The organism is Streptomyces sp. NPDC050738 (genome assembly GCF_040654175.1).
GTDB lineage: Bacteria > Actinomycetota > Actinomycetes > Streptomycetales > Streptomycetaceae > Streptomyces.
Window position 1 is genome coordinate 54,593 of sequence record NZ_JBFAHN010000004.1, and the last position, 23,485, is coordinate 78,077.

A 23,485-nucleotide genomic window follows, 5' to 3' on the forward strand; every position below is an offset into this window, starting at 1 on the left:
GTGGTCCGATGCGGGGCGGGGGGCCGGACCGGCACCGTTGCTCCTGTGATCGAAGCCAACGAACTGACGAAGCGCTACGGGTCCACCGCCGCGGTCAACGGCCTGACCTTCACCGTGCGCCCCGGACATGTCACCGGGTTCCTCGGTCCCAACGGAGCGGGGAAGTCCACGACCCTGCGGATGATCCTCGGCCTGAACGACCCCACGAGTGGCACCGTCACCGTCGAAGGGCGCACCTTCCGGGACCGGCCGCGCGGCCTGCGGCACATCGGCGGGCTCCTCGACGCGTCCGACGTCCACGGCGGACGCAGCGCCCACGCCCACCTCGCCCTCCTTGCCCGTTCCAACCGGCTCCCGGCCTCCCGGGTGACGGATGTGCTGGAGGAGGTGGGTCTCGCGGAGGTCGCCCGGCGCCGGATCGGCGGGTTCTCGCTCGGGATGAAGCAGCGGCTCGGCATCGCCACCGCGCTGCTCGGCGACCCGCCCGTGCTCCTCTTCGACGAGCCGCTCAACGGCCTTGATCCGGAAGGGGTGTTGTGGGTGCGTCATCTCTTCCGGCGGCTGGCCGCCGAAGGCCGTACGGTCTTCGTCTCCTCCCACCTCATGTCCGAGATGGAGCACACCGCCGACCACCTCGTGGTCATCGGCCGCGGCGAACTGATCGCCGACGAGCCCCTGACCGCCTTCGCCGCCCGCTCCACCCGCCTCAGCGTCACCGTGCGCACCCCCGACCCCGGCGCGCTCGCGGCCGTACTGATCGGCGAAGGCGCTTCGGTGGAGCGGGAGCGGGATCAGGAGCGGGATCAGGAGCGCGATCAGGCGAAGACCCTGACCGTGACCGGGCTCTCCGCGGAGCGCATCGGAGCGCTCGCCTTCCAACACCAGGTCCAGCTCGCCGAGTTGGCCACCCGGAACGCCTCCCTGGAGGACGCGTTCATGGAACTCACCGCCGACAGTGTCGAATACCTCGCCGGAGACCGCCGATGACCACGCTCACGTACGTACCGAAGACCGCTGCCGCGGAGACCTCCGCACGCTTCCGTGATCTGCTCGCCTCGGAGTGGCTCAAGCTCTGGTCGCTGCGCTCACTGCGCTGGGCGGCCGGGCTCGGCGTGCTGGTGGTGATCGGCGCCAACGCCAACGCCGCCCTCGCCGACTACACCAACTGGCCGCACTACAGCCCGCAGATCAAGGAACAGTTCTTCCCCAGCTGGCCCTACGAGTCGTCCTTCACGGACATCTCCGCGATGCTCATGATGCTGTTCACGGGCTGTATCGGGGCGGTGGCCGCGGTCGGCGAGTACAGCACCGGGATGGTCCGCACGAGTTACGCGGCCGTGCCCGCCCGCCGCTCCCTGATGGCGGCGAAGATGACCGTGCTCACGGCCCTGATGCTGGTGTTCGGGCTGGTCGCCACGCTCGGATCGTTCTGGGCGAGCCAGGCCATCGAGTCCGGGCGCGGGGTCGGGCTCTCCCTCACCGAGCCGGGCATCCTGCCGGGCATGCTGGCCTGTGCGGTGCTCGCGCCGGTGTGCGCTCTGGTCGGCCTGAGCCTCGGCGTTCTGATCCGGCACAGCGCCACCGCCACGGGCTCGGTCATCGGGCTGCTGCTCCTGGTGCCGCTGTTCTTCACCGAGAACCGCTACTGGTCCGCCGTCTTCAAGCACGCCATGCCGCACGACGCCTGGCGCCGGCTGCATACGGTCGACTTCCACGGGAGCCTCCCGTACCCGACCACGGACGCCGGCGCCTGGCTGGTGCTGGCGATCTGGCCGCTGGTCGCGGTGGTCCTGGCGCTGGTGGTCGTGGACCGCCGCGACCTGTGAGCCGGGCACCGGGCACCGGGTCAGTCCAAGCCCGGGATGTCGAGGGCGGTTCCGTACAGCCGCGAGACCCTGAGGCGTACGACCACCCGCCGGTCGTCCACCAGCTGCTCCAGAAAGCCCGCCTCTTCCTCCGGGTCGTCGAACCCCGGTGTCAGGGCGAGGAGTTCGCGCCCCACGGCGTCCCCGGGCACGGTGGTCTCCTCGGAGACCTCCGCCTCGCCCTCGGCGACGGCGAAGGACCAGACGTTGGGGCCCTGGACGTGCAGGGAGGCGTGCGGGTCGTTGCGCAGCTGGCGGACCTTGAGGCGGTCGGCCGTGGTGGAGACCCGCACGATGCGCTCCTCGGGGCTCCAGCTGTAGAGGACGGTGGAGAGGTGGGGATGGCCGGTCTTGCGTACGGAGGCGAGCGTCCCGAACTGCTGGGCCTGGAGGAGCGCGGAGAGCTCGTCGTCGGTGAGGGTGCGGGGGGCGGGACCGGAGCCGGGCTTCTTCGACATGACAACAGCCTTTGCGGGGAGGTGGGTTGGGATGGAGCGGATCAGGCGGCGATCGCGTGCTCGGTGGTCGTACGGGCTGCGGGCTTCGGCGTACGCAGCACGGTGGCAGCCACCACCAGCGCGATCACCAGCAGTCCGGCCCCGATACCGAAGGCCAGGTGGTAGCCGCCGGTCAGTGCCTCGGTGCGGCTGTGGCCCTCGCCGAGCAGCCGGTCGGTACGGGAGGCCGCGAGGGTGGTGAGGACCGCGACGCCCAGCGCCATGCCGATCTGCTGGGTGGTGTTGAAGAGCCCGGACGCGAGACCCGCGTCGTCCTCCCGCGCTCCGGACATGCCGAGCGTGGTCAGTGCGGGCAGTGCGAGTCCGAATCCGGCGGCGAGCAGCATCGCGGGCAGCACGTCGACCACGTAACTCGACTGCGTGGGAAGGCGGGTGAGCATCCCGAGGAGGCCGATCAGGAGCAGGATCCCGGCCAGCAGCACCTTGCGCTCGCCGAAGCGGGCGATGAGCGGGGTGGCGGCGCCGAGGGAGACCGCACCGATGACGACGGCGGCCGGGAGCATGGCGATGCCGGTCTGGGAGGCGCTGTAGCCGCGGACGTTCTGGAGGTAGAGGGCAAGGAGGATCTGGAAGGAGAAGAGGGCGGCGACCATCAGCATCTGGACGAGGTTGGCGCCGGTGACGGAGCGGGAACGGAAGATCCTGAGCTGCATGAGCGGGGTCTTCGCGGTGGCCTGCCGTACGAGAAAGCCTGCGATCAGCGCCAGGGCGAGTGCGCCCAGGCCCAGGGTGTGGGCCGAAGTCCAGCCGTAGTCGGCGACCTTGACGAAGGTGTAGATCCCCAGCATCAGTCCTGCGGTGACCAGCAGCGCACCGATGATGTCGGCGCCGGCCCTGAGGCCGAGGCCGCGGTCGGCGGGCAGGACGGGGACGGCGAGGGCGAGGGCGGCGAGGCCGATCGGGAGGTTGATGAAGAAGATCCAGTGCCAGCTGAGCGCATCGGTGAGTACGCCGCCGAGCACCTGCCCTATCGAAGCCCCGGCCGCCCCGGTGAAGCTGAAGACGGCGAAGGCCTTGGCCCGGTCCTTGGGTTCGGTGAAGAGCGTGACGATGATGCCGAGGCTCACGGCGGATGCCATCGCGGATCCGATGCCCTGGAGGAAGCGGGCGGCGATGAGGATCGCGGGGGAGGTGGCGGCGGCCGCGAGGAGCGAGGCGGCGGTGAACACCGCGGTGCCGGCGAGGAACATCCGCTTGCGGCCGATGAGGTCGCCGAGCCGCCCGGCGAGGAGGAGCAGGCTCCCGAAGGCGATCAGATACGCGTTGACGACCCAGCTCAGGGCGGCGGGGGTGAAGCCGAGGTCGCTCTGGATGGCGGGCATCGCCACGGTCACGATCGAGCCGTCGAGCACGACCATCAGCAGCCCGGTGGCGACGACGCCGAGGGCGAGCCAGCGGGAGCGGAGAAGTCCGGGGGCGGGAGGGGCAGTTGTGGCAGACATGCGATCTCTCCTGTCGTCGTGGTGACAAGAGAGACACTAACAGATGGTTTTGTTGCAGACTATTTCTTTCGGTCTTTCTTCTTCTTGTCCTTCTTCTTGGGTCTACTTGCCCTGGCGTGCCCGGCGGGCCGGCCGGGGGCTCTCGGCGGGGGTCGCCAAGTGGCCGGTGGCCAGGAGGTTCAAGGCGTGCAGCAGGGCCTTCTGGTCGGCCTTCGGGAGGGAGGCGACGGCGTCGTGGTGCACCCCGTCGACGATCTTCTGGCTCTGCACGGCGACCTTCGCGCCCTCCTCGGTGACCGCGATGATCCGGGCCCGCCGGTCCTGGGACGAGGGCCTGCGCTCGGCGAGGCCCGCCTTCTCCAGGGCGTCCACGGTCACCACCATGGTGGTCTTGTCCATGTCGCCGATCTCGGCGAGCTGGGCCTGGGTGCGCTCCTCCTCGATGGCGTGGACCAGGACGCAGTGCATACGCGCGGTCAGCCCGATCTCGGCGAGCGCTGCCGACATCCGGGTGCGCAGCACGTGGCTGGTGTGGTCCAGGAGGTAGGAGAGGTCGGGGGTGGTCTGTGCGCTCTGTGCGGCTGCCATGGAGGTCATGGGGTCCAGGGTAGCAATTCGGTCCGTAAAAGATGATCCGCAAAGGTACGGATTGGGGGCTCGTCCGGCTGGCTGCTGCCGCGATGGGGCTGATGCTTCGCGTACACCGCGCTGCTCGTGCGGACCGGTGGGACTGGTCGGCTTGTCTGCGGGGCACTTCGGCGGGGCGGTTGGCGTCACAGCATCCAAGGTGGAGCTCCGCTCCCCGCGCCGGGGGTGGAGGTCGCACCCTTTGCATGGGGCTGCGGGCCTCGGTTCGGCGTCAAGGGGCCGTCGTGAGGCGGGTGTTCATGCCCCGCTGGTCGCTGTTTGGGGTGGGCGGAAGCGGTGGGAGTGCCCCTTAGGTGACCCACTTGAGTCTTCAACCATCCTGTCCTTGGAGTGCAGGGCTGTGACCTGCGACGATGCCTGTGTGCTCGTCGGGTGTGGAGGTGGGAGAGCCACCGGGTTCACCGGCGGAGACCGTCAGCGGACCGTCAGCGGGTCCGAAGCGCCCGGGAGCAGAGTCGGGGTCATGAACAACGACGCGGTCCCCCTCGCATTCGCAGCCTCCTCGCCCTCCCGCCTCTTCGAGCCCGCCCGGCTCGGCGCCCTCGACCTCCCCAACCGGCTGGTCATGGCCCCCATGACCCGCAACCGGGCCGCCGCCGACGGCACCCCGCTGCCGATCATGGCTACGTACTACGCCCAGCGCGCGTCCGCCGGTCTGATCGTCGCGGAAGCCGCGACCCCGAATGCCGTGGGCCAGACGTACGCCAACATCACCGCGATCCACACCGACGCCCACGTGGCCGGATGGCGGCGGGTCACCGACGCGGTGGCCGCCGGGGGCGGGCGGATGTTCCTGCAGTTGCAGCACGGCGGCCGGGTCGGGCACCCCGACAACAGCGGGCTCACGCCCGTCGCCCCTTCGCCGGTGCCGCTGCCCGACACGATCCACACCCCTAGCGGAGCTCAACCCGCCGTCGTCCCGAGGGAGATGACGGTCGACGAGATCCGCTCCACGGTCGCCGACTTCGCCGCGGCCGCCCGCCGGGCGCTCGACGCGGGCTTCGCCGGGGTCGAGGTGCACAGCGCCAACGGCTACCTCCTCCACCAGTTCCTGTCGCGGAACACCAACCACCGCACCGACGCGTACGGCGGCCCGGTCGCCGCCCGCATCCGCTTCACCCTGGAAGTGGTCCGCGCCGTCGCCGCCGAGATCGGCCCCGAGCGCGTAGGGGTGCGCATCGCACCCGGCGTCGCCGTCAACGGCATCGAAGAGGACGACACCGAGGACATCTACCCTGCGCTGGTCGACGCCCTGGCCGACGACGGGCTCGCGTATCTCCACGTCGTCTTCGCCGACCCCGACCAGCCGCTCTTCCAGAAGATCCGCAAGAACTGGCCCGGCACGCTGATCGCCAATCCGGTCCTCGGCTGGGGAGGCCCGCTGCCCGCCGACGGCGGCAGGGCGAAGGCGGAACAACTCCTCATCGCAGGCGCCGACTTGATCTCGTTGGGCCGCCCGTTCCTGGCCAATCCCGACCTCGTGGAGCGGCTGCGGACGGGGGCGCCGATCAATCCCGTACGGGAGGAAGGTCTGATGTACGCGGGCGGCGAGGACGGATACACGGACTATCCGACGCTCGACTCCACGCACTAGCCCACCCGCTCGGCCAGGAAGTCCTCCCAGGTGCGCCGCCCCGTGACGGCGCCCGCGGGCGCCAGGTTGTCGCCCGCGCGGTACGCGCGCCCCGCCTTTCCGGGCATACGGACCGGCAGCATCGGGCGGCGCTTGCCGCGCGCCTTGAGGTAGCCGCGGCTCAGCTCGGCCATGCCGTACACCTTCGGGCCGGCCAGGTCCGGCACCAGGCCGGCAGGTTCGCCGAGCACCAACTCGACCAGTCTGGCTGCCACTTCACGCGCGTCGACCGGCTCGAAGCGCATGCCGCCGGGGACCGGGATCACGGGAAGCTTCGCCATCTTCGCCATGACGTCCAGCACCAGGTCGTTGAACTGCGCGGCCCGCAGCGTCGTCCACGGGATGCCCGAGCCTGCGATCGCCTTCTCGGCGTCCAGCTTCGTCTTCAGCCAGGCCACGGGGAGCTTGTCCGCCCCGATGACCGAGATGTAGACGAGGTGCCGTACGCCGGTCCGCTGCGCGGCCGCCACCAGGTTCCGCGTCGCCTCGTCGTCGCCCTTCGGGCCGCCCGCCAGGTGCAGTACGGTCTCGACTCCGGCCAGCGCGGCCTCGATTCCCTCGCCCGTCAGCAGGTCGCAGGCGACGTGGTCGGGACCCGAGCCCTTGCGGCTGAGGACGCGCACGGTGTGCCCGGCCTCGCGCAGGAGCGGGACGACGAGACGGCCGAGTGTGCCCGTACCGCCGGTGACCAGGATGGGTGCGTCCGTCATGATGATCTCCTTCGACGAGTGTCGATCGTGTGTGCCTTCACTGCTTCGACCCGCCGCGAGGAAGGAATGTGACAGGTGCAGGAGATTTCTTTTCCGGCCGACGGTCCGGACGCCGGTGACGACGGCTTCGAGGAGCACCGCCCCCGGCTGCGGGCGGTCGCGTACCGCATTCTCGGCTCGCTCAGCGACGCCGACGACGCAGTCCAGGAGACCTGGCTGCGTTTCGACCGCACCGACACCGCCGCCGTCGAGAACCTCGGCGCCTGGCTGACCACGGTGGCGGGGCGGGTCTGTCTGAACATGCTGCGCTCGCGCGACACGCGGCGCGAGGAGCCGATCGAGTCCTACGACTCGGGGACGGCGGCCAGGGGAGACCACGTCACCGACCCGGAGGAGGAGGCGCTGCTCGCCGACTCCGTCGGGCTCGCGCTCCTGGTGGTCCTCGACACGCTCACCCCGCCCGAGCGGCTCGCCTTCGTACTCCACGACATGTTCGCCGTGCCCTTCGAGGAGATCGCCCTCCTGATCGAGAAGTCACCTGCCACGACACGGCAGTTGGCGAGCCGCGCCCGTCGCCGGGTCAAGGGCGGCAGCCCGGTGCCCGCCCCCGATCTGGCCCTCCAGCGCCAGGTCGTCGACGCCTTCCTGGCCGCCACCCGGGGCGGGGACTTCGACGCGCTGGTCGCCCTGCTCCACTCGGACGTCGTGCTGCGGGCCGACCGCTCGGTCATCCCGACGCCCGAACCCGTCCTGGTCAGCGGCGCGCAGGACGTGGCGCGGGGCGCGATGGCCGCCACGGGCCGTGCGCAGTTCACCGGAGCGGTGCTCGTCGACGGCGCGGTCGGTCTGGCGATGGCTCCGCAGGGACGCCTCCGGGTCGTCCTCGCCTTCACGCTCGTCGACGGCGCGATCACCGAGATCGACGTCATCGCGGACCCGGAGCGCCTCGCCCGACTCGAACTGGGCGTGCCCGCCGCCTGATCGGGCCCGCTCAGCGGCGGCCGAGCACCTCGGCCATCCTGGTCAGCCCGTCGTCGCCATGGCCCAGGCCGATGGCGCGGCGGGCCATGCCCTCGGCGGCGCGCATCAGGCTCGCGTCGATGCCGTGGGACTCGGAGGCGTGGACCACATGGGCCATGGTCGACACCGCCGAGGTCAGCGGATTGCCCTCGCCGGAGTACGTACCGTCCTCCACCTCCTGCGCGGACTGCGCGAAGAGCGGCGGCAGGATCGTCCCGATCCCCTGGGCGTACGGGGCGAGTTCGCGCGCCGACACGCCTTCCGCCGCTGCCAGGGCCAGGGCGTGGGTGAAGCCCGCCATCGAGGTCCAGAAGAGATCGAGGAGGGCGATGTCGTACGCGGCCGCCCGGCCGATCTCCTCGCCGAGGTGGGTGTGCGTGCCGTTCAGCGCGTCCAGGACCGGGCGGTGCTCCTGGTGGAGAGCGGCAGGACCGCTGTAGAGGAAGACGCCTGCCGGGGTGCCGATGGTGGGGGTCGGCGTCATGATCGCGCCGTCGAGATAGCGGATGCCGTGTGCGGCCGCCCACGCGCCGGTGTCGCGGGAACGGCCGGGGACGTCGGCGCTCAGATTGACCAGCGTGCGGCCCTTGAGCGCGGCGGTGACTTCGTCGCGGCGCAGGATTGCGTCCGATGCGTCGTAGTTCACGACGCAGATGATGATCAACTCGCTGGCCGCGATGGCCTCTTCGGCGGTCGGGGCGGCGATGGCGCCACGGGCGACGAGGTCCTTCTCGCGGCCCGGCGTACGGTTCCAGACCGTGGTGCGCAGGCCCGCGTCGAGGAACGCGCCGGCCAGGGCGCGGCCCATCGGACCGAGACCGAGGACGGTGACGGAGGCGGACTGGAATGGGGTGTGAGCGGACATGGTTCAACTCCCGTAGGTACTGGTGAGAATGAGGGGGACGACGACGATGACGCGCAGCCGTGCACAGGACCCGAACGTCTGTGGAGTGACCGCCGCGATCGCCGTGATCGACGGCAAGTGGAAGACTGCCCTGCTCTGGCTGCTCGAGGACGGCGAACACCGCCCCGGTGAACTGCGCCGCAAGCTGGAGGGGCTCAGCGAGAAAGTGCTGACCCAGGCGCTCCGTGAGATGGAGGCCGACGGTCTGGTGCACCGCGAGGTGCACGACGAACTGCCGCTGAAGACGGTGTACTCACTCACCCCCTTCGGCCGCGAGCTCTCGGTTGCGCTTGCTCCTCTCTCGGACTGGGGCCACCGCCGCCTGGAGCGGCTCCCCAAGGACCGGCTGGCCTCCTGAGATCAAGATTCGCCGCAGCGCCGCACGCCCACAAGTACCCACAAATAAGTGGGTGTCGGGGTCCGGCGGCGGATCGAAAACCAGTGGCACGCACGTCGGCAGGCCGCATAGCCTGCGCGCTCGTGACTGATGATCCGAAGACGACCGAGCACGCTCCGACACGGCCCGCAGCCACCGGAGAGGGGCTCTGGTCCCGGACCTATCTGGCCACCACGATCAGCTTCGCCGCCGTGGAGTTCCTGACCGGATTCGCCGCGCTCGCTGTGATCCCCATGCTGCCGATGGCGGCCAAGGACCTGCACGCGGTCCCGCTCTTCCCGCTGGTGGCAGGCTGTTTCGTGGCCGCGAGCCTGCTGGGTGCGGTCATCGGCGGGGACTGGGCGGACCGGGCGGGTGCGCGCCGCCCGCTGGCGGCGGGCATGGTGCTGGCGGTGCTCACCCTGCTGGTCTCGGCCTCCAGTACGACGGTCTGGCAACTGGCCGCCGGCCGCTTCCTCGACGGGATATCCGCCGGCATGGTCGCGGTGTCCGTCAACACCGCCATCGGCCAGGCCTACCCCCGCCGCCTCCAGCCGCGCGCACTGTCGCTGATGAGCACCTGCTGGGTGATCCCGTCGCTGGCGGGCCCGCCACTCGCGGGCCTGGTGGCCGACTGGTGGTCCTGGCGCGTGGTGTTCTACGGTCTGGCCGCGCTGACCCTGATCCCGTCGCTGGTCGTGGTGGCACTGCTGCGCGACCGTACGGGCGGGGCGGCGCCCGAGGCGACGGGGGCGACGGGGGCGACGGGGTCGACGGGGGAGCGGGCACCCCGGCCTCCCCTCCTTGTCGCCGGGGCGGTGAGCGTGGCGGCGGCGCTCGGGCAGTACGCCGTGTCGGGCTGGGACCTGACCCATCTCCTGTGCGCGGCAGGGGCGTTGGCGGCACTGGCGGTGTTCGCGCCGAAGCTGGTGCCGACGGGGACGTGGAGTGCCGTACGAGGCCTGCCTGCAACGGTGCTGCTCCGAGGCCTGAGTTCGGGCACGTTCTTCACAGTGGAGGCCTTCGTCCCCCTCCTCCTGGTCACCGAACGGCACGTGGCCCCCGCCATGACCGGCCTCGTCTTCACGGGCGCGGCCGTGGCCTGGGCCGCCTCGTCCTGGGTGCAGGGCCACTGGCTGGCGGACCAGCCACGCGACCGGCTGGTGGCGGCCGGCGCGCTGGTCATGGCACTCGCGGTGGCGCTGGCAGTGGTCGGCACGACCCCCTCGGTGCCGTCGCCGGTCGTCGCGTCGTCGATGGTCGTGGCGGCGGTGGGCATGGGCCTGCTCTCCCCGTCGCTCACGCTGCTCTCCCTGGCCCACAGCGCGGCGGACCGCCAGGGCTATGCGAGCGGCGCGATGCAGACCAGCCAGAACCTGGGCCAGATAGCGGTACTGGGCCTGGCCTCGGCGGTGTTCAACGCGGGTCTGGCGCTGGGCTCGGGCGAAGAGGCGGGCTACGGCGCGGCGTTGGGCCTGCTGCTGGTTCCGGTCTTCCTGGCGGCGCTGCTGGCGGTTCGTACGCGTACGGAAGAGACCCGGCCGCCCGGCGTGTGACGCAGGGCACTTCCATCCGCGTCACATCTCCCTGCTGCGATCCGTCAGTGCTGTGTAGCCAAGCGGAACGACAGACAACAGAGGAGCCCGCCATGGAAGCCCGCCTGAACGCCTTTGCCAACCCGGTCGCGTCGAAGTTCCTGAGGTACATCAACTCGGCAGGGAAGGTCGTCTCCGACTCGACGCTGCCGGCGGCGACGGAGGAGCTGGTGAAGATCCGCGCCAGCCAGATCAACGGCTGCGGATTCTGCCTCGACATGCACACCAAAGACGCGGCACACGCGGGGGAGAACTCCACGCGCCTCAACCTGATCGCGGCCTGGCGCGAGGCGAAGGTCTTCACGGACGCCGAACGCGCCGCCCTGGAGCTGACGGAGCAGGGCACCCGCATCGCGGACGCGGGCGGCGTATCCGACGAGGTGTGGGCGAACGCGGCCAAGTACCACGACGAGGACCAACTGGCCGCTCTGGTCGCGCTGATCGCCGTCATCAACGCCTACAACCGCATGAACGTGATCATCCAGCAGCCCGCGGGCGACTACCGGCCCGGCATGTTCGGCTGACGAGAGAGGACGGACGACGACGATGCCTACGCAACGTGAAACGGACGAAGCCGCGATCCGGCGGCAGATCGACAGGATCGTCGAAGGGATCCATGCCAAGGATTTGAAGGCCCTGGAGCAGGTCTACGCAACGGACGTCGTGTCCTTCGACGTTCAGCCGCCACTGCAACACGTCGGGGTGGAGGCGAAGCTGAAGAACTGGGCGGAGGCTTTCGCCTTCTTCGAGGAAGTGTCGTACGAGACACGGGAGTTGACGATCACCGCAGGCGACGACGTGGCCTTCGCCCACTGCTTCGGCCGGCTCAGCGGCACGCTGGGGGGCGGCCTCACGACGGCCGGCATGTGGGTCCGGGCCACGTTCTGCTTCCGCAAGTCCGACGACGGCGACTGGCTGGTCGCCCACGACCAGGTCTCGGTGCCGTTCGACGTACGCACCGGCATGGGCGTGGCCGACCTCGAACCCTGAAGTCGAGGTCAGTCCGGGATCATCCCGAGGACGAGTGCCCGGTGCGCGGGCTGGAGGCCTTCGGGGAGGTCCTCCGGTGTGCACCAGCGTGCTTCGAGGATTTCGAACGGGTCGAGCTTCATCCGGCCGCCGACGAGCCGTGCCTCGTACGCCACTTCGGCACGCAGCTTGTAGCCGGTCTTCAGGTGGACGAGTCGGCCGGGCTCCACGTCGAGTCCGGTCTCCTCGCGGACTTCGCGTACGACGGTCTGCTCCCACGTCTCGCCCTTGACCGCATATCCGGTCGGGAGTCCCCAGTCGCGGTTCTCCGGCCACATCCGGTTCTTGAGGAGCAGGTAACGCCCCTGGTCGTCACGGACGATGCCCGTCACGCCGATCATGAACTTCGCGTGCGCGAGCCACATCACCCGCCACTGCCAGGAACCGCGCAGACCGCGCCACACCTTCGCGATCAACCGCTTCATCATGCCCCTCCTGGTGCGACAGGGCGTCGCCGGTGCCCATGCCGCGAGCGTAGGCCACGCGGATGCCGGGGATCAGGGCGGCCACCTTTTCGAGCTGGTCGCGCTGGTCCCTCAGGTCCAGGGCGCCCAGGCGGATGACGAGGTGCCGTGCGCCTGCGGTGACGTACCGGGACAGGTGCTCCAGGACCTCGCTGCCCGAGCCGGTGACGACCGCCTGGATCTTCTCCAGGTCCTCCAGGGGCACGCCGTACATGGCTTGCGCGTAGTCGCCGAGAGCTCGGCGGCCGCTTTGGGCGTCGTCGTCTATCCGCACCGAGATGAACAGTGCGGGGGTGATGCCCTCGGGCGCACGGCCCGCGTCGGCTGCCGCCCTGTGGACTTCGTGGAGGCCGGACTCGTAGTCGGCGGGGGCGGGCGGATAGGGCAGCCAGCCGTCGTACAGGCGGCCGGTGCGCTTCAGCGCTGCGGGAGTTGCCCCGGCGAGCCAGATGGGCGGGCCGCCGGGGCGGTGCGGCATCGTCGCCGGTGGGATGGCGTCGTACGTGAGGATCTCGCCGTGGTACGAGTCCGCGCCGGCCCACAGGGCCCGCCACAGCGCGACCGTCTCGTCCAGGCGGGCGAAGCGGCGTTCCCAGGGGACGTCGGACAGCGCGTACAGGGGGCGGCCGAAGCGCCCGGGGAAGCCTGCGCCGACGGTCACGGCGAGTCGGCCGCCCGACAGCAGGTCGATCGAGGCCAGGGACTGTGCGGCCTGGATCGGCGTGCGCAGGAAGGGCATGAGCGCTCCCGTTCCCAGCGTCACGGTCTCGGTCGCCGGGGCGAGCGCGGCCAGCATGGTCAGGGGCTCGATGCGCGGGCTGAGCAGGGAGTCGTTGACGAAGAGCGAGGAGAAGCCCGAGCTTTCGGCATGTCGGCCGAACGCGACCAACTCGCGTGCGTCGGAGCGCCATTGGGCGGTTGCGGTCGGGAGGAGTACGCCGATATCCATGCCGACGATGCTGGCGATCCGTGGCCGTAGGAACAATTCCCTGGAGGGAATGGCCGGGAGGCCTCCTCCGCCGTTACAACTGTCCCGTGGACTTCCCCCGTGCCCTGCGCGACCGCCGTACCCGCAGCCATCTCAGCCAGCTCGACCTGGCGCTGAGGGCGGGCACGACGCAACGCCACCTCAGCTTCATCGAATCCGGCAGGTCGGCTCCCGGCCGGCACATGGTCGTACGCCTGGCCGAGTCGCTGGAGCTGCCGCTGCGGGAGCGCAACGAGCTGTTGCTGTCGGCGGGTTACGCACCCGCCTATCCCGAGACTTCGCTCGACGGACCCGAACTGGCGCCGGTGCGCGCAGCGATCGACCACATCCTGCGCGGGCACCTGCCGTACCCCGCAGTGGTCGTCGACCGGGGCGGTGACCTGATCGCCGCGAACGACGCCTTCGGGCTGATCACCGAGGGCGCGGCCCCCGAACTGGTCGGCCCCGGCAAGAACGTCTACCGCCTCGCGCTGCACCCCGACGGCGTGGCTCCGCGCATCCACAACCTCGCGGAATGGGCGCGGCACATCCTTGCTCGTCTTGGTCACCTCCCGGAGCTACGGGATGAACTCACGGAGTACATCCCTGAGTTGGAACCGTCGGCCGGGCAGCTGGGCTTCGCGGTACCGCTCCGCCTGCGGTCGTCCCACGGTGAGCTGCACCTGATGACGACGGTGACGACCTTCGCCACCGCCGTCGACGTGACGCTCGCGGAGCTGAAACTGGAGGCGTTCCTGCCGGCCGACCCGGCGACGACTGCGGCGCTTGCGGCGGCCGCCGCCGCCGCTCAGCCTCCCGGGAACATGTAGTCGGCCCTGATCCGGCCGAGGTCGTCGAGCACCAGGATCTCCAGGCCCCCGCCGACCACTTCGCCGGTTTCGACGGACACCGTCTCCCAGTGGAACTTGACCACGTCATGGAGGCGTACGGCATCGGCGCGCGGCCGGAAGGTGAACTCCTCCTTCGCGACGAACTGCTCGTAACTGCGGGTCACCCGGGTCTCGATGGCGTCGTACCCCTTGGCTTCCAGGGTGGTGTGGTCGAAGCCGATTCCCGAGGCGGCCTCGCGGATCTCCACGGGCGGCTCAACGAAGTGAGTGCCGTCCTCGGCCCAGAGATGTTCGATGGCGGCGCGGCGTTCGGTGGCATCCGAGGCCATCCACTGGGCGACGTAGCGGTCGGCCAGATCTTGAGCGTCGATCGTGATCATGCGGGGATCTCCTTGCCCGGTGGGTCGCTTCGGACAGGATCCTGCGGCCCACGGGACAGGCGGACAATTCCCTGCGGGGAATGGGAGGGGTGGAGGCGTGGCTCGCGGCTAGCCCGTCACCAGACCGACGAATGAGGTCCATGCGGCGCCCGAGATCACGAGGGCGGGGCCGTGGGGGTTCTTACTGTCGCGTACGGGGACCAGGGCGGGGGAGGAGGCGTCGTTCACTTCGAGGCAGTCGCCGCTGTCGCCGCCGCTGTACGTGGACTTGCGCCAGGAGGCCAGGGCTTCGCTGATCTCCACGCAGTTGCCGCTCTCGCCGCCGCTGTAGCTGGACTTGCGCCACATCGGCAGGGCGGAGGCGTTCGGGACCCTGATGGGCTGCTGCTCACTCCTGCTGGTGTTCATGCTCGTAATCCTCTGCAATGGAACGGATCAACGCCAGGGAATCGCTGTGCGACATGGCGTCGCCCATGGCGTGATCGTAGTCCGTTTGGCAGGCCCGTACGACGGGTGCGACTTCCAGCAACTTGCCGGTTTTCAGGCCCTCTACGTACGCAACGGGCGGCTGGTCCTCGAACCACATCAGTGAGACAAGGCCCTCCAAGAGTGCATGAAAGCCTGCTGAGAACGGTAGTACGTGCACGCGAATGCGATGGCTCTCACCCAGCTTCACGATGTGACAGAGCTGTTGGCACATCACGGCCGGGCCACCTACCGGGCGGCGCAGAACGGCCTCGTCGAACAGCGCCCAGACCAGCGGATTATGGAAGTTGTCCAGAATCCGGGCCCGTTTGATGCGTGTGACAAGGAGCCTGTCAAGCTCCTCGGGTGTCCGGGGTGGGTGGCCGGAGGCAAGCACAGCGCGTGCGTAAGCCTCTGTCTGGAGCAGTCCGGGAACGAGCTTGGGCCCGTAGACCCTGATCGCAGTCGCCTCCTCCTCCAGCTCCAAGGCCTCCTTGAAGTGCTCAGCGACCGCCCCCTCGCCCTTCGTAGGCAGAAACGTTTCGAACACCCCACCCGTGACCAGCACCTGGTCCAGTCGCCGCGCATCGTCCAGCGAAGGCCGCCGCCTCCCCGCCTCGATGTGCGCGATATGCGTACGCGACATGATCGCCAGCACGCTCAGCTCCTCCTGCGTGAGGCCCGCCGCCTCGCGTCGGCGGCGCAGCTCCTCGCCGTAGCTCGTGCGCGATCCAGGGTTGTCCTCGATTGCCATACGCAACTCCCGTATGTGCCAATGCGCTTGTCACACGCGAACCTCTGGCGAGCGTACCTGCGGCGACCCCACTCTGTGACTGGTTCCACACGCAGAGCGAGAGGTAGTGCGATGGCAACGCCGTACGGCGAAGGGGCGTACGTCGCCCACGCCGACACCGAGGTCTACGGACCCGGCAAGGTCCTGGGCGTCGAGGGCGAATGGCGCCGCGTGCGCTTCGTCCACTTCGTGGCGACGATCGCGGCGCGCAGCCTTCGGCCGGCCTCTCCGGAAGAGGAAGAAGAGGTACGGGAATGGCTGAAGCGGAAAGCGGCGCGGTACGGGGGCCGGTGGTGAGGCGGTCCTCGTGGATCACGCTGCGCGTGTCGCGGGACGGCGGCCGGACGTGGGGTCCGAAGCGGACGTACGAGCCGGATCCCGTACCCGATCCGGGACTTGAGCCTCCCGCAGCCGATTACGCGAAGTGACCGTGCGACTACAGGAGTTGCTGTACGGTGATCGCGACAACTTGCCTCGGTCTGTACATGAGGCGGCCCTCCACGCTGGTTCGCACCCAGCGGAGAGGGCCTTCATCACCAGTGGTCGGAGGCCACCGAAAATGCTTCGTCATGCTATCTCGCCTGCCCGTAACTTCACGCAGGTCCTTAACGAACTGATCCGGCACCCTCGCCTCAACTCGGACGCATTCCGACTCCTGAGCTGGCAGCTCTCGCTCCCGGCCCACGCCAAGGAATCCCTCTCGAAGTCAGCCGAACGGGCCGGGATCAAGAAGTGCGCGTTCCTCAAGGCCAAGCGGCAGCTGAAGGACGAGGGCTACCTCCACGAGTGGCGCGAGCAGGGGCTTCGCGGACTCTGGAAGACCCAACAGCTGGTCTCCAGCGTGCCGTTGACGCCTGCCGAAGCCGCCGCGGCCCGTGCCGCGCTGGATCCGGCGGTCGGTACTCCGGCCGTCGGTGATCCGGCTGGTCGGGTCGGCGGCCGTCATCCAGGAAAACACCGTGAGGAAAACACCTCCATCCATCGGGAGGCGGAGCCGCCCGAGCCCGCCCCCGAGCCGCAGCCCGACCCCGCGCCCGAGCTGCGACCCCCGTCGGATGTGGGACTTCAACTCGCCTACGCGCTGCATTACTTGGACCGCCGCCTGGTCATCCCTCAGGTGATGTTCCCCCGCCTCGCCCACCTCGCCGACCGATGGCTCGCGGCCGGGCACACGACGCACGACATCCGCGAACACATCCGCCGCTGCCTGCCCGCCAATGGCGGACAGATCCATCGCCCCGGCGGCCTCATGGTCCACATCCTGCGCAACATGCCGCCCACCTGGGCATCGCAACCCCGCGTCGTCCCGCGCGTCTTCCGGATGCGCGAATGCGAGGGCGAGCACACGCAGGCGCTGATCTTCATGCCGATGGGAGACGAGGAGTACTGCCGGGACTGCCAGGACGTCCGTATGGGCGCGGGGGCAGTCCTCACCAGCCTCTGAACACCTGCTTGGCCACCTGCTCGCGGGCCTCGGTCAGTTCCCCGTCGATCGCGTCCTGCTGCGCCGCGTCGACGACGATTCCGGCGTCCACCGGGGTGCCCGCGAGGAGCGCGGTGCGGCGCAGGTGGGTCGGGGGATGCGTGGAGTCGACGCTGTGGCCGCGCAGGATGCTGACGCGGCGCTGGCGCTCGTACTCGCTCTGCGGGACCGAGTGCACTTCGGTCGCGAGCCGATCCCACAGGCCGACCCAGGGGTCTCTTCTTGTGGGCGATGAACTGCGCTTGATCTGACCTGAGTTGAACTCGCGCTGCAGCAGCACCGATGCGGATTCGCCGACCAGGAGCCGATCCATGAGGCCCGTGGCGGCTTCGGTGGAACCGGCCCGTGCCGCGAAGGTATCGGCCAGATACTCGCCGCGTTGGGTGGCCCGAAGTGTGAGCCGGTCGAGCAGCAGCATGACGCCATGGACCGTGCAGAAGGGCAGCACGTAGAGAAGGTTCAGGATGTACTCGACAGGCTCGGGTCTGGGGACGGGGTGCAGGACATAGCGCCAAGTGACCAGTGAGCGCAGGGCGTTGCTGATGACCACGCCGTGGCGCGTGTCCCCGTTGGCGTAGTGGCCGAGCTCATGACCGAGGAGGGCCACCCGCTCCTGCGGGGACAGGATCTCCCACAGCCCGAGCCCGATGGTCAGGAGGCGCCGCTGCTTCATCCCGTACGCGCTCACGCCCGCGTTGACCTCGGGCGTGATGGCGATGGCATCCACCCCGGTGGTGCCGACGAGCACGGCGATCTCGTCGATCAGGGCGAAGAGTCGCGGCGCATCACCGCGCCGCAACAGCACCCCGTCATCGGGAAGTTTCCGGAAGCGCGGCCGCAGCACCCAGGCCGGGAAGAGACAGAAAGCCCCGACCACGGGAAGCGCACTGCCCCAGCCGACCACCACGAGCAGCACTCCGGCGACGATCAGCGCGAGCGTGACGCCGTGGACCGCCAGCGCGATGGCATACGCGAGCACCCCCGCCGTGTCGCTCCGGGGCTTCAGCGGATTGCCGTCCCCGCCCGCCGCCGCCTCGATCTCCGCCAGCAGCCGCTCCCCGTGCCGGGCGGCCGCCGCGCGCCGTCTTCGCTCCAGCCGGCCCGGCTCCTCCTCTTCGGGATCCGGGTCCACATTCCAGTCGCACGCGGCGCACCACGCGACGTACCGCCGGTCCGCCAGGATCTCCGCACCGCACTGCGGACACGGCTGCACGGTCTGTTCCATGGTGCTCTGCACCTGCGAGGCCCCCCTCGTTCCAAGGCCTCTCCCCAGAGGCCGTTCTGTTGTACGACGCGTTCCGATGTCACTCGGCTCGCGCGTCGGCGCCGCAGCGTAACCCGTGAATCCGTTTCCTGGATTGCCGATGGGCGGGCGGCGGACATCGGCGCCCCCTAGGGTGTGCCTCGGCGCGGCAGGCGGGGGCGCGGCCGGTCCGTCGTACCCTCCCGCCTGTTCTAGGGGGAACGCATGAAGCTCAAGGGCTCGGGCCTGCGCGTCTGGCTCCTCGTCGCGCTGCTCGCCACTGGGTGCTCCGCCGGCGGGAAGGCGGCGGATCCGCCGCCGGTCCCGCGTGCCTCGTCGTCGCGTACGGCTTCGGCCACGCAGCACCACACGTCGCAGCCGACCCGGACCCCGACCGCGACGCGCACCCCGCCCTCGGCCACCCCCTCACCAGAGATGTCCGCTTCTGTCCCCGCCCCGGCCGTCGCCGCCGTCGTCTCGCAGATCGGCGACCGTCAGTGGGCCCGCATCGTGGCCGCGGGGGCCTGGCGCCCGGAGTGCCCTGTGGGCCGCGCCGGTCTGCGCCGCGTCGAGCTCAACCACTGGGGGTTCGACGGCGCGGTGCATCGCGGTTCCCTCGTCGTACGCGACGACGTCGCGGCCAGCGTCGTCCGCGTCTTCACCGAGCTGTTCGAGAAGCGCTTCCCGATCCGGCGGATGGAACCGATCGAGGCGTACGGCGGGGACGACGCGGCGTCCATGCGCGCCGACAACTCCTCGGCGTTCAACTGCCGCAAGCAGGCCCAGGCCAACGCCTCGGCGGCGAAGTCGCCGCACGGGAACGGGCGTGCCGTCGACATCAACCCGATGGAGAACCCCTGGACGGACCAGCGGTGCAAGTGCTGGCAGCCCAGCGCGAAGTACAGCGGCCGCACGCCGGGCCTCGGCAAGATCCTGAAGGGCGGACCGGTCTGGCGGGCCTTCACCGCCGAGGGCTGGATCTGGCAGGACATCTCCACCGCGGACTACCAGCACTTCGACACCGGTTTCCCCTCGCGGCCGCTCGGCTAGGAGCTCCCTAGCCGGCCATGGCGTGGACTGCTGCTGTAGCGGTCTGTTCTATGAGTGATATGCCTGCCTCGCGGGTGAGTTGACTGTCTGTCAGGACGACTACGAGCATGGAGTGACCGCCGTACTCCACCACGCCCATGCTGTTGACCACCCAGAGTTTCGTCGTCTCTCTGGACAGCCATCCGTTCTTCAGAACCGGTGTGACGGTGGGTGAACTCGCCGCGCCCACACCCCAGTTCTGTCCCGCTATGACGTCGCTCATCAAGGACCGCATATACGAACGGGATCCGGCGGTCAGCGGCGATTTCGCCGTGAAGACGGACTTGAGGAGAGCGATCTGGTCGGGGGCCGTCGTCTGGGTCAGCCCCCACGCACCCCGCTGGCCCGCGTGCGCCGCGCTGATTCCGAGGCGCGCATTGGCCGCGTCCAGGCCTTGGCGTCTGCCGATGCCGATCCAGAGCTCCTGACCCGCGTCGTTGTCGCTGAGGCGGATCATGGCGGAGGCGAGTTGGCGCTGTTCTGCCGTGAGTTCGTCTCCGCGGTCCTGCGCCTGCAGCAGCAGTGCGGCCAGGATGTCGACCTTGATGATGCTGGCGCAGGTGAAGTCCGCCGTGAACGCGCCATGGGTGAAGGAGCGGCCGGACGTGAGGTCCTCCACGGCGAGTGCGTAGCGGCCGGTGTACGGCCCGAGCGCGTCGAGTGCCGAGCGTGCGGTCTCCTCGGGGCCCGCTCCGGGGGTCGCGGTATGGGAAGGGACGGGCGTTGCGGAAGGCGTGGGCGTCGGCAGGGGGACCGGTGGCTTTGGCGGCCGTGACTGCGCGGCGGACGCGGTGGCGTGATCCGCGGAGGACGGCAGGAGCGCGGCGGCTGTCACCATCACGCCCAGGAGCAGTAGCAGGAGCACGGCTATCCGGGACTTCATGCAGGGCTCTCGCTTTCGGGGGCCGGCGCCGGGGGGCGCGCCGGGGCCGGGGGCGCCGCCGCGCTGCCGGCGTCTCCGGCCCGGATCGTCATGCGGTGGCGCCTGGTTGAGGGACAGAGGTCCAGGTCGCGCATTCCGCCAGCGGGGGAAGCTCCGGCACCTTCAACACGTAACTGGTGGTCCCTCTGCGCTTGCTGGGATCCTTGGTGAAGCCGCCCTTCATGTACGTGACAAGGAGCGCGTCGCCATTGGACAGAGTGGTGCCGTACTCCGGAGTCAGAGTGGTACGGGAGTGGCTTCTGAGGTCCGCGGCCCAGATGGCTTTCCCGCCGACCCAGGTGATGAGGTCACCGGCCAGCTCCATCTGGTCGATGTTCTCTCCCTCCGCGGCCTTGGCGATGGTCGCGGACTCCTTCCAGCCCGGCTTCCAGGCGTACAGCGTCGAGTACTCGGCATCGACCCAGGCCCAGGTCGAGCCGTCGCTGGTGACGTACGCGCTGCCGCGGACTGCCGCGACGACCGGTGGGAGCTGTGCGGGCTTGCCGGTACGGATGGACACGGCCTTGAGGAACACGGGGGCCTTGGCGCTGGATGCCTCGCGCCAACCGAGCAGGTCCCCCGCGAGGAATACCGGGCTGACCTGTCCGGTATGTACGACCGAGTCCTTACGGCCGGCCAGGTCGAAGAGGTGAATCTCCTTCTTCCCGCCCTTGGCCCCCTCCGTCCACGCGGCCTTTCCGTCTTTGACGTAGGCGAAGAGGAACGGGCCGGGGATCGATTTGTCATGTCGGGCCAGCTTGAACGGAGCGTTGTCGGCGGTCGAATCCCAGGCGTAGATTTCCCAGTCGTTCATATTCTCGGCATCGTAATCGACCTCGAATATGAGCCAGCGGCCGTCGAAGCGCATGCTGCCGTATTGAAGTTTCTTCCCGCCCGCCATCGGGTTCAAGCTGTGGACGACATGTCGGGATCGCCCGCCGCTTTCCAGCCTGACGAGTTCGTTTCTCCCTTTTCGGGCATCTACGGCGAATATGGTGTCACCGCTCGAATTCACCGCCGTACCCCGCCGGTCGAGGCCGGCGCTGGACTGGTATTGACGCTTTGCTTCTGCGTCCGCCCAGGCGCCCGGCCGTTTGACCTGGCAGAAGTCGCCGGACTTCTTGACCGGCGGACCCGTGGGCCGACGGCTCGCCGTCGGCGGACCGGACGGCGTTGCGGACGGGCTTGCCTTCGTCGACGCCGCCCCGTCATGGGTACCGCCCGACGCCGACGTGCACCCGAAGGTGCACGCCAGCGCCAGACAGACCACACCGAGGGCTAGGCGCCTACCACTGGTAGCCACGACCACCCATCATCGTCACCAGCTTGTCCGACCCCACCGGCGAGTTGGCCGGGACCCCGGACCACACGCTGGTCGCCGGGTCCTGGACCTGGCTGTAGGTGCCGCTCTCCTTGTATCCACGGATGTTGACCCAGTGGAAGATCTCCTTGTTCGGGTGCCCCGCGAGGTGGGGGCCGCCGACGACCTCCCAGACGTTGCCCGCGAGGCTGTCCTTCGTGGTGGCGATGTCGGTCTTCATACGGGACTTGTAGGTGCTCTTGTCCGCCGCGCTCGGGCTGTAGGCCAGGAACGCGCCCGCGTAGGCAGGGGTGCCGTAGTACTTGAGCGCGCTGAGCATCGCGTCCCAGCTGGTCCCCCCGTTGTTCGGGGAGATGCCGAACCTGCTGGCCAGAGTCGCCTGGCTGACGTTCGCGCCCTGGTGCAGAAGGGTCATGCGTGCCGTGGCCGGCCCGCAGTAGTTGTTGTACGCCTGAGCGACGTGGTTGTCGGTGAGGTAGGCGCTGGTGGGCACTGCGGCCAGCGCCGAGGTGCCGCCACCGAGGCCGAGCGCACTGTCCTTCGCCGCTGACTCGGATCTCGCCTTGCTGATATCCGCCGAGCTGAACGGCGCTGGGTCGTTTGCCGCTTTTATTGCCCCGACATCCGTGTTGGAAAGGGGCCCGGCGGCGGTCGACGTGTCCGCCGCCAGGGCGGATCCAGAGGCAATTGTTCCGGCCATGAATACGCTGGCCGCCAGAACGGCGACAGTACGCGTGGTGGTGCTCATATTTTCACTCCCCGTATTTCAGGGCCACGTGATTCGCGGCCTCACGGGTGGTGAATCTACTGTCAACGGAGTGATCAACTCTGTTTCTCACAGAAGGGGAAGTGGAGGACCTGGATCCACCTCAACCGAACCTCAAGTTAAGGCTACATAAAGTTACCGAGGGGCGAAATTGTCGAGCGGGGGAATGATTTGCGACCACGCTATGTGGTGGCTGTGTGTCCCAAGTCACACGTGGTGCAGGTGGTGTGAAACTTTCAACTACTGCTATGTGCAAGGGAGTTGAGTGCCCGGGGGCGTGCAGGCAGACGCGCCCCCGGGTCCGTAGTTCCTGTCGCTCGATTTCGCTGGGACCGTTGCTGACCGTTACGGCGTGCAGGTGGCAGCCCTTGTGACCAGGCGGCGGTGCGGGCCCAGCAGGTCCACGTCCCAGTAGCTGTCGTCGTAGCCGATGCCGATCGCCACCGGGTCCTTGCTCATGAGGACCTTGTAGAAGCCGTTGTGCGGGTCCGGGTCGGTCGCCATGTCGGTGAAGTAGCCGTCGTGGCGGTAGCCCGAGAACATGTACTCGGAGACGTAGGGGGAGTAGAGGCCCGCGTCGTTGAGACGGTCGCGCAGGTCGCGGCCGTCGCTGCCGACCGAAGTGAGGCTGTCCGTACGGGACATGTCCTTCGCGTGGGCGCGCGCCACCTCGCTCGCGCGGTCGGAGATGCGCAGTGCGGGCAGGTGCTTTGTGGCGCGCTCCTTGTTCATCTCGCACACGATGCGGTCGACATCGGGGTAGTACGCGCGGGCGGCCGACGCCTGGGCGGGCAGGACCTGGGCGGGCAGGAGGAGAAGGAGACCGGCGCCCGCAGCCATCACGGCTGCCCTGACAACACGCTTCACGTGGAACCTTCCAGGGAGTTCAGCGCACCGGGTCGCGGTCGACCCGGTGATCGCCGCCACTGTGCCCGTGCCGGGCTCCTGGACCGGTGGTGACATTCCGCGCCTCACTCGCACGAGTGCGAAAGAGGTGTGGC

At 69.3% G+C, this 23,485-nt stretch carries 27 protein-coding genes; 12 read left to right on the top strand and 15 right to left on the bottom strand.

The window, feature by feature from the left end; genetic code table 11:
- The first annotated feature begins 45 nt into the window (after positions 1-45).
- Positions 46-987, top strand: a complete 942-nt coding sequence (locus AB0H78_RS11830) for an ATP-binding cassette domain-containing protein (RefSeq protein WP_363234186.1) — start codon at positions 46-48, stop codon at positions 985-987.
- A complete protein-coding gene (locus AB0H78_RS11835) occupies positions 984-1,826 on the top strand; it encodes an ABC transporter permease subunit (protein ID WP_363234187.1) in 843 nt (280 codons plus the stop codon). Before AB0H78_RS11830 ends, AB0H78_RS11835 begins: the two co-directional genes overlap by 4 nt.
- A 20-nt stretch (positions 1,827-1,846) precedes the next feature.
- On the opposite strand, the gene AB0H78_RS11840 is transcribed toward AB0H78_RS11835, so the two are convergent.
- From AB0H78_RS11840 to AB0H78_RS11850, 3 genes are all read right to left on the bottom strand, one after another.
- Complete coding sequence (locus AB0H78_RS11840; RefSeq protein ID WP_363234188.1) at positions 1,847-2,323, bottom strand: TIGR03618 family F420-dependent PPOX class oxidoreductase; 477 nt, start codon at positions 2,321-2,323, stop codon at positions 1,847-1,849.
- Positions 2,324-2,364: 41 nt separating this feature from the next.
- Positions 2,365-3,825, bottom strand: a complete 1,461-nt coding sequence (locus tag AB0H78_RS11845) for an MFS transporter (RefSeq protein ID WP_363234189.1) — start codon at positions 3,823-3,825, stop codon at positions 2,365-2,367.
- 102 nt (positions 3,826-3,927) lie between these two features.
- Positions 3,928-4,413 (bottom strand): MarR family winged helix-turn-helix transcriptional regulator, encoded by a 486-nt coding sequence (locus AB0H78_RS11850; protein WP_363234658.1) that lies wholly within the window; start codon positions 4,411-4,413, stop codon positions 3,928-3,930.
- A 523-nt stretch (positions 4,414-4,936) separates the two neighbouring features.
- On the opposite strand from AB0H78_RS11850, the gene AB0H78_RS11855 reads away from it, so the two are divergent.
- Positions 4,937-6,067, top strand: a complete 1,131-nt coding sequence (locus AB0H78_RS11855) for an alkene reductase (RefSeq protein ID WP_363234190.1) — start codon at positions 4,937-4,939, stop codon at positions 6,065-6,067.
- Here the strand turns inward: AB0H78_RS11855 and AB0H78_RS11860 are convergent.
- Positions 6,064-6,816, bottom strand: coding sequence for an NAD(P)H-binding protein (locus AB0H78_RS11860; protein WP_363234191.1), 753 nt, complete (start codon positions 6,814-6,816; stop codon positions 6,064-6,066). The two genes, AB0H78_RS11855 and AB0H78_RS11860, sit on opposite strands and share 4 nt — an antisense overlap.
- 75 nt (positions 6,817-6,891) lie before the next feature.
- Here AB0H78_RS11860 and AB0H78_RS11865 point away from each other — a divergent pair, with 75 nt between their 5' ends.
- Complete coding sequence (locus tag AB0H78_RS11865; protein ID WP_363234192.1) at positions 6,892-7,797, top strand: sigma-70 family RNA polymerase sigma factor; 906 nt, start codon at positions 6,892-6,894, stop codon at positions 7,795-7,797.
- A 10-nt stretch (positions 7,798-7,807) separates the two neighbouring features.
- On the opposite strand, the gene AB0H78_RS11870 is transcribed toward AB0H78_RS11865, so the two are convergent.
- Complete coding sequence (locus AB0H78_RS11870) at positions 7,808-8,701, bottom strand: NAD(P)-binding domain-containing protein (protein WP_363234193.1); 894 nt, start codon at positions 8,699-8,701, stop codon at positions 7,808-7,810.
- A 46-nt stretch (positions 8,702-8,747) separates the two neighbouring features.
- Between AB0H78_RS11870 and AB0H78_RS11875 the strand changes: the two genes are divergently transcribed.
- The 4 genes from AB0H78_RS11875 (at position 8,748) to AB0H78_RS11890 (ending at position 11,701) form a co-directional block, all read left to right on the top strand.
- Complete coding sequence (locus AB0H78_RS11875; RefSeq protein ID WP_363234194.1) at positions 8,748-9,098, top strand: helix-turn-helix domain-containing protein; 351 nt, start codon at positions 8,748-8,750, stop codon at positions 9,096-9,098.
- 122 nt (positions 9,099-9,220) lie between these two features.
- Positions 9,221-10,672, top strand: coding sequence for an MFS transporter (locus AB0H78_RS11880; protein WP_363234195.1), 1,452 nt, complete (start codon positions 9,221-9,223; stop codon positions 10,670-10,672).
- A gap of 92 nt (positions 10,673-10,764) precedes the next feature.
- On the top strand, positions 10,765-11,235 hold the full coding sequence (locus AB0H78_RS11885; protein WP_363234196.1) for a carboxymuconolactone decarboxylase family protein: 471 nt from the start codon (positions 10,765-10,767) through the stop codon (positions 11,233-11,235).
- 22 nt (positions 11,236-11,257) lie between these two features.
- Positions 11,258-11,701 carry a nuclear transport factor 2 family protein gene (locus AB0H78_RS11890; RefSeq protein WP_363234197.1) on the top strand — a complete coding sequence of 148 codons (444 nt, stop codon included), beginning with the start codon at positions 11,258-11,260 and terminating at the stop codon, positions 11,699-11,701.
- An 8-nt stretch (positions 11,702-11,709) separates the two neighbouring features.
- Here AB0H78_RS11890 and AB0H78_RS11895 read toward each other — a convergent pair whose 3' ends face one another.
- Entirely contained in the window at positions 11,710-12,165 is a 456-nt protein-coding gene (locus AB0H78_RS11895; RefSeq protein ID WP_363234659.1) for an NUDIX domain-containing protein, read from the bottom strand.
- Positions 12,053-13,153: an LLM class flavin-dependent oxidoreductase gene (locus AB0H78_RS11900; protein ID WP_363234198.1), complete on the bottom strand. Its 1,101-nt coding sequence runs from the start codon at positions 13,151-13,153 to the stop codon at positions 12,053-12,055. The genes AB0H78_RS11895 and AB0H78_RS11900 overlap by 113 nt, the downstream gene beginning before the upstream one ends.
- 86 nt (positions 13,154-13,239) lie before the next feature.
- On the opposite strand from AB0H78_RS11900, the gene AB0H78_RS11905 reads away from it, so the two are divergent.
- Positions 13,240-14,001, top strand: coding sequence for a helix-turn-helix transcriptional regulator (locus AB0H78_RS11905; protein WP_363234199.1), 762 nt, complete (start codon positions 13,240-13,242; stop codon positions 13,999-14,001).
- On the opposite strand, the gene AB0H78_RS11910 is transcribed toward AB0H78_RS11905, so the two are convergent.
- From AB0H78_RS11910 to AB0H78_RS11920, 3 genes are all read right to left on the bottom strand, one after another.
- Positions 13,980-14,402, bottom strand: a complete 423-nt coding sequence (locus AB0H78_RS11910; RefSeq protein WP_363234200.1) for a hypothetical protein — start codon at positions 14,400-14,402, stop codon at positions 13,980-13,982. The two genes, AB0H78_RS11905 and AB0H78_RS11910, sit on opposite strands and share 22 nt — an antisense overlap.
- Before the next feature lie 108 nt (positions 14,403-14,510).
- Positions 14,511-14,810: a DUF397 domain-containing protein gene (locus AB0H78_RS11915; protein WP_363234201.1), complete on the bottom strand. Its 300-nt coding sequence runs from the start codon at positions 14,808-14,810 to the stop codon at positions 14,511-14,513.
- On the bottom strand, positions 14,791-15,621 hold the full coding sequence (locus AB0H78_RS11920) for a helix-turn-helix transcriptional regulator (protein WP_363234202.1): 831 nt from the start codon (positions 15,619-15,621) through the stop codon (positions 14,791-14,793). Before AB0H78_RS11920 ends, AB0H78_RS11915 begins: the two co-directional genes overlap by 20 nt.
- Before the next feature lie 111 nt (positions 15,622-15,732).
- Here AB0H78_RS11920 and AB0H78_RS11925 point away from each other — a divergent pair, with 111 nt between their 5' ends.
- Complete coding sequence (locus tag AB0H78_RS11925; RefSeq protein ID WP_363234204.1) at positions 15,733-15,957, top strand: hypothetical protein; 225 nt, start codon at positions 15,733-15,735, stop codon at positions 15,955-15,957.
- Between the two features lie 262 nt (positions 15,958-16,219).
- Positions 16,220-17,104 carry a hypothetical protein gene (locus AB0H78_RS11930; protein ID WP_363234206.1) on the top strand — a complete coding sequence of 295 codons (885 nt, stop codon included), beginning with the start codon at positions 16,220-16,222 and terminating at the stop codon, positions 17,102-17,104.
- On the opposite strand, the gene AB0H78_RS11935 is transcribed toward AB0H78_RS11930, so the two are convergent.
- Positions 17,091-18,368 carry a M48 family metallopeptidase gene (locus tag AB0H78_RS11935; protein WP_363234207.1) on the bottom strand — a complete coding sequence of 426 codons (1,278 nt, stop codon included), beginning with the start codon at positions 18,366-18,368 and terminating at the stop codon, positions 17,091-17,093. The genes AB0H78_RS11930 and AB0H78_RS11935 overlap by 14 nt on opposite strands.
- 243 nt (positions 18,369-18,611) lie before the next feature.
- On the opposite strand from AB0H78_RS11935, the gene AB0H78_RS11940 reads away from it, so the two are divergent.
- A complete protein-coding gene (locus tag AB0H78_RS11940; RefSeq protein ID WP_363234208.1) occupies positions 18,612-19,436 on the top strand; it encodes a M15 family metallopeptidase in 825 nt (274 codons plus the stop codon).
- A gap of 7 nt (positions 19,437-19,443) precedes the next feature.
- Here the strand turns inward: AB0H78_RS11940 and AB0H78_RS11945 are convergent, their stop codons facing one another.
- The 4 genes from AB0H78_RS11945 to AB0H78_RS11960 form a co-directional block, all read right to left on the bottom strand.
- Positions 19,444-20,358 (bottom strand): serine hydrolase, encoded by a 915-nt coding sequence (locus AB0H78_RS11945; RefSeq protein ID WP_363234209.1) that lies wholly within the window; start codon positions 20,356-20,358, stop codon positions 19,444-19,446.
- A gap of 88 nt (positions 20,359-20,446) precedes the next feature.
- On the bottom strand, positions 20,447-21,700 hold the full coding sequence (locus AB0H78_RS11950; protein WP_363234210.1) for a hypothetical protein: 1,254 nt from the start codon (positions 21,698-21,700) through the stop codon (positions 20,447-20,449).
- Positions 21,684-22,466 carry a C39 family peptidase gene (locus AB0H78_RS11955; RefSeq protein ID WP_363234211.1) on the bottom strand — a complete coding sequence of 261 codons (783 nt, stop codon included), beginning with the start codon at positions 22,464-22,466 and terminating at the stop codon, positions 21,684-21,686. The genes AB0H78_RS11950 and AB0H78_RS11955 overlap by 17 nt, the downstream gene beginning before the upstream one ends.
- Positions 22,467-22,829: 363 nt before the next feature.
- The gene (locus AB0H78_RS11960) at positions 22,830-23,351 is read right to left on the bottom strand and encodes a CAP domain-containing protein (protein ID WP_363234212.1); all 522 of its coding nucleotides are present in this window, start codon (positions 23,349-23,351) and stop codon (positions 22,830-22,832) included.
- Positions 23,352-23,485: the final 134 nt, after the last annotated feature.

Bases quoted from the DNA above. Each gene is read 5' to 3' on its own strand.
- AB0H78_RS11835 (WP_363234187.1), top strand. From the start codon at position 984: ATGACCACGCTCACGTACGTACCGAAGACCGCTGCCGCGGAGACCTCC.
- AB0H78_RS11840 (WP_363234188.1), bottom strand. From the start codon at position 2,323: ATGTCGAAGAAGCCCGGCTCCGGTCCCGCCCCCCGCACCCTCACCGAC.
- AB0H78_RS11845 (WP_363234189.1), bottom strand. From the start codon at position 3,825: ATGTCTGCCACAACTGCCCCTCCCGCCCCCGGACTTCTCCGCTCCCGC.
- AB0H78_RS11850 (WP_363234658.1), bottom strand. From the start codon at position 4,413: ATGGCAGCCGCACAGAGCGCACAGACCACCCCCGACCTCTCCTACCTC.
- AB0H78_RS11855 (WP_363234190.1), top strand. From the start codon at position 4,937: ATGAACAACGACGCGGTCCCCCTCGCATTCGCAGCCTCCTCGCCCTCC.
- AB0H78_RS11860 (WP_363234191.1), bottom strand. From the start codon at position 6,816: ATGACGGACGCACCCATCCTGGTCACCGGCGGTACGGGCACACTCGGC.
- AB0H78_RS11870 (WP_363234193.1), bottom strand. From the start codon at position 8,701: ATGTCCGCTCACACCCCATTCCAGTCCGCCTCCGTCACCGTCCTCGGT.
- AB0H78_RS11875 (WP_363234194.1), top strand. From the start codon at position 8,748: ATGACGCGCAGCCGTGCACAGGACCCGAACGTCTGTGGAGTGACCGCC.
- AB0H78_RS11885 (WP_363234196.1), top strand. From the start codon at position 10,765: ATGGAAGCCCGCCTGAACGCCTTTGCCAACCCGGTCGCGTCGAAGTTC.
- AB0H78_RS11890 (WP_363234197.1), top strand. From the start codon at position 11,258: ATGCCTACGCAACGTGAAACGGACGAAGCCGCGATCCGGCGGCAGATC.
- AB0H78_RS11895 (WP_363234659.1), bottom strand. From the start codon at position 12,165: ATGAAGCGGTTGATCGCGAAGGTGTGGCGCGGTCTGCGCGGTTCCTGG.
- AB0H78_RS11900 (WP_363234198.1), bottom strand. From the start codon at position 13,153: ATGGATATCGGCGTACTCCTCCCGACCGCAACCGCCCAATGGCGCTCC.
- AB0H78_RS11910 (WP_363234200.1), bottom strand. From the start codon at position 14,402: ATGATCACGATCGACGCTCAAGATCTGGCCGACCGCTACGTCGCCCAG.
- AB0H78_RS11915 (WP_363234201.1), bottom strand. From the start codon at position 14,810: ATGAACACCAGCAGGAGTGAGCAGCAGCCCATCAGGGTCCCGAACGCC.
- AB0H78_RS11920 (WP_363234202.1), bottom strand. From the start codon at position 15,621: ATGGCAATCGAGGACAACCCTGGATCGCGCACGAGCTACGGCGAGGAG.
- AB0H78_RS11925 (WP_363234204.1), top strand. From the start codon at position 15,733: ATGGCAACGCCGTACGGCGAAGGGGCGTACGTCGCCCACGCCGACACC.
- AB0H78_RS11930 (WP_363234206.1), top strand. From the start codon at position 16,220: ATGCTTCGTCATGCTATCTCGCCTGCCCGTAACTTCACGCAGGTCCTT.
- AB0H78_RS11935 (WP_363234207.1), bottom strand. From the start codon at position 18,368: ATGGAACAGACCGTGCAGCCGTGTCCGCAGTGCGGTGCGGAGATCCTG.
- AB0H78_RS11940 (WP_363234208.1), top strand. From the start codon at position 18,612: ATGAAGCTCAAGGGCTCGGGCCTGCGCGTCTGGCTCCTCGTCGCGCTG.
- AB0H78_RS11945 (WP_363234209.1), bottom strand. From the start codon at position 20,358: ATGAAGTCCCGGATAGCCGTGCTCCTGCTACTGCTCCTGGGCGTGATG.
- AB0H78_RS11955 (WP_363234211.1), bottom strand. From the start codon at position 22,466: ATGAGCACCACCACGCGTACTGTCGCCGTTCTGGCGGCCAGCGTATTC.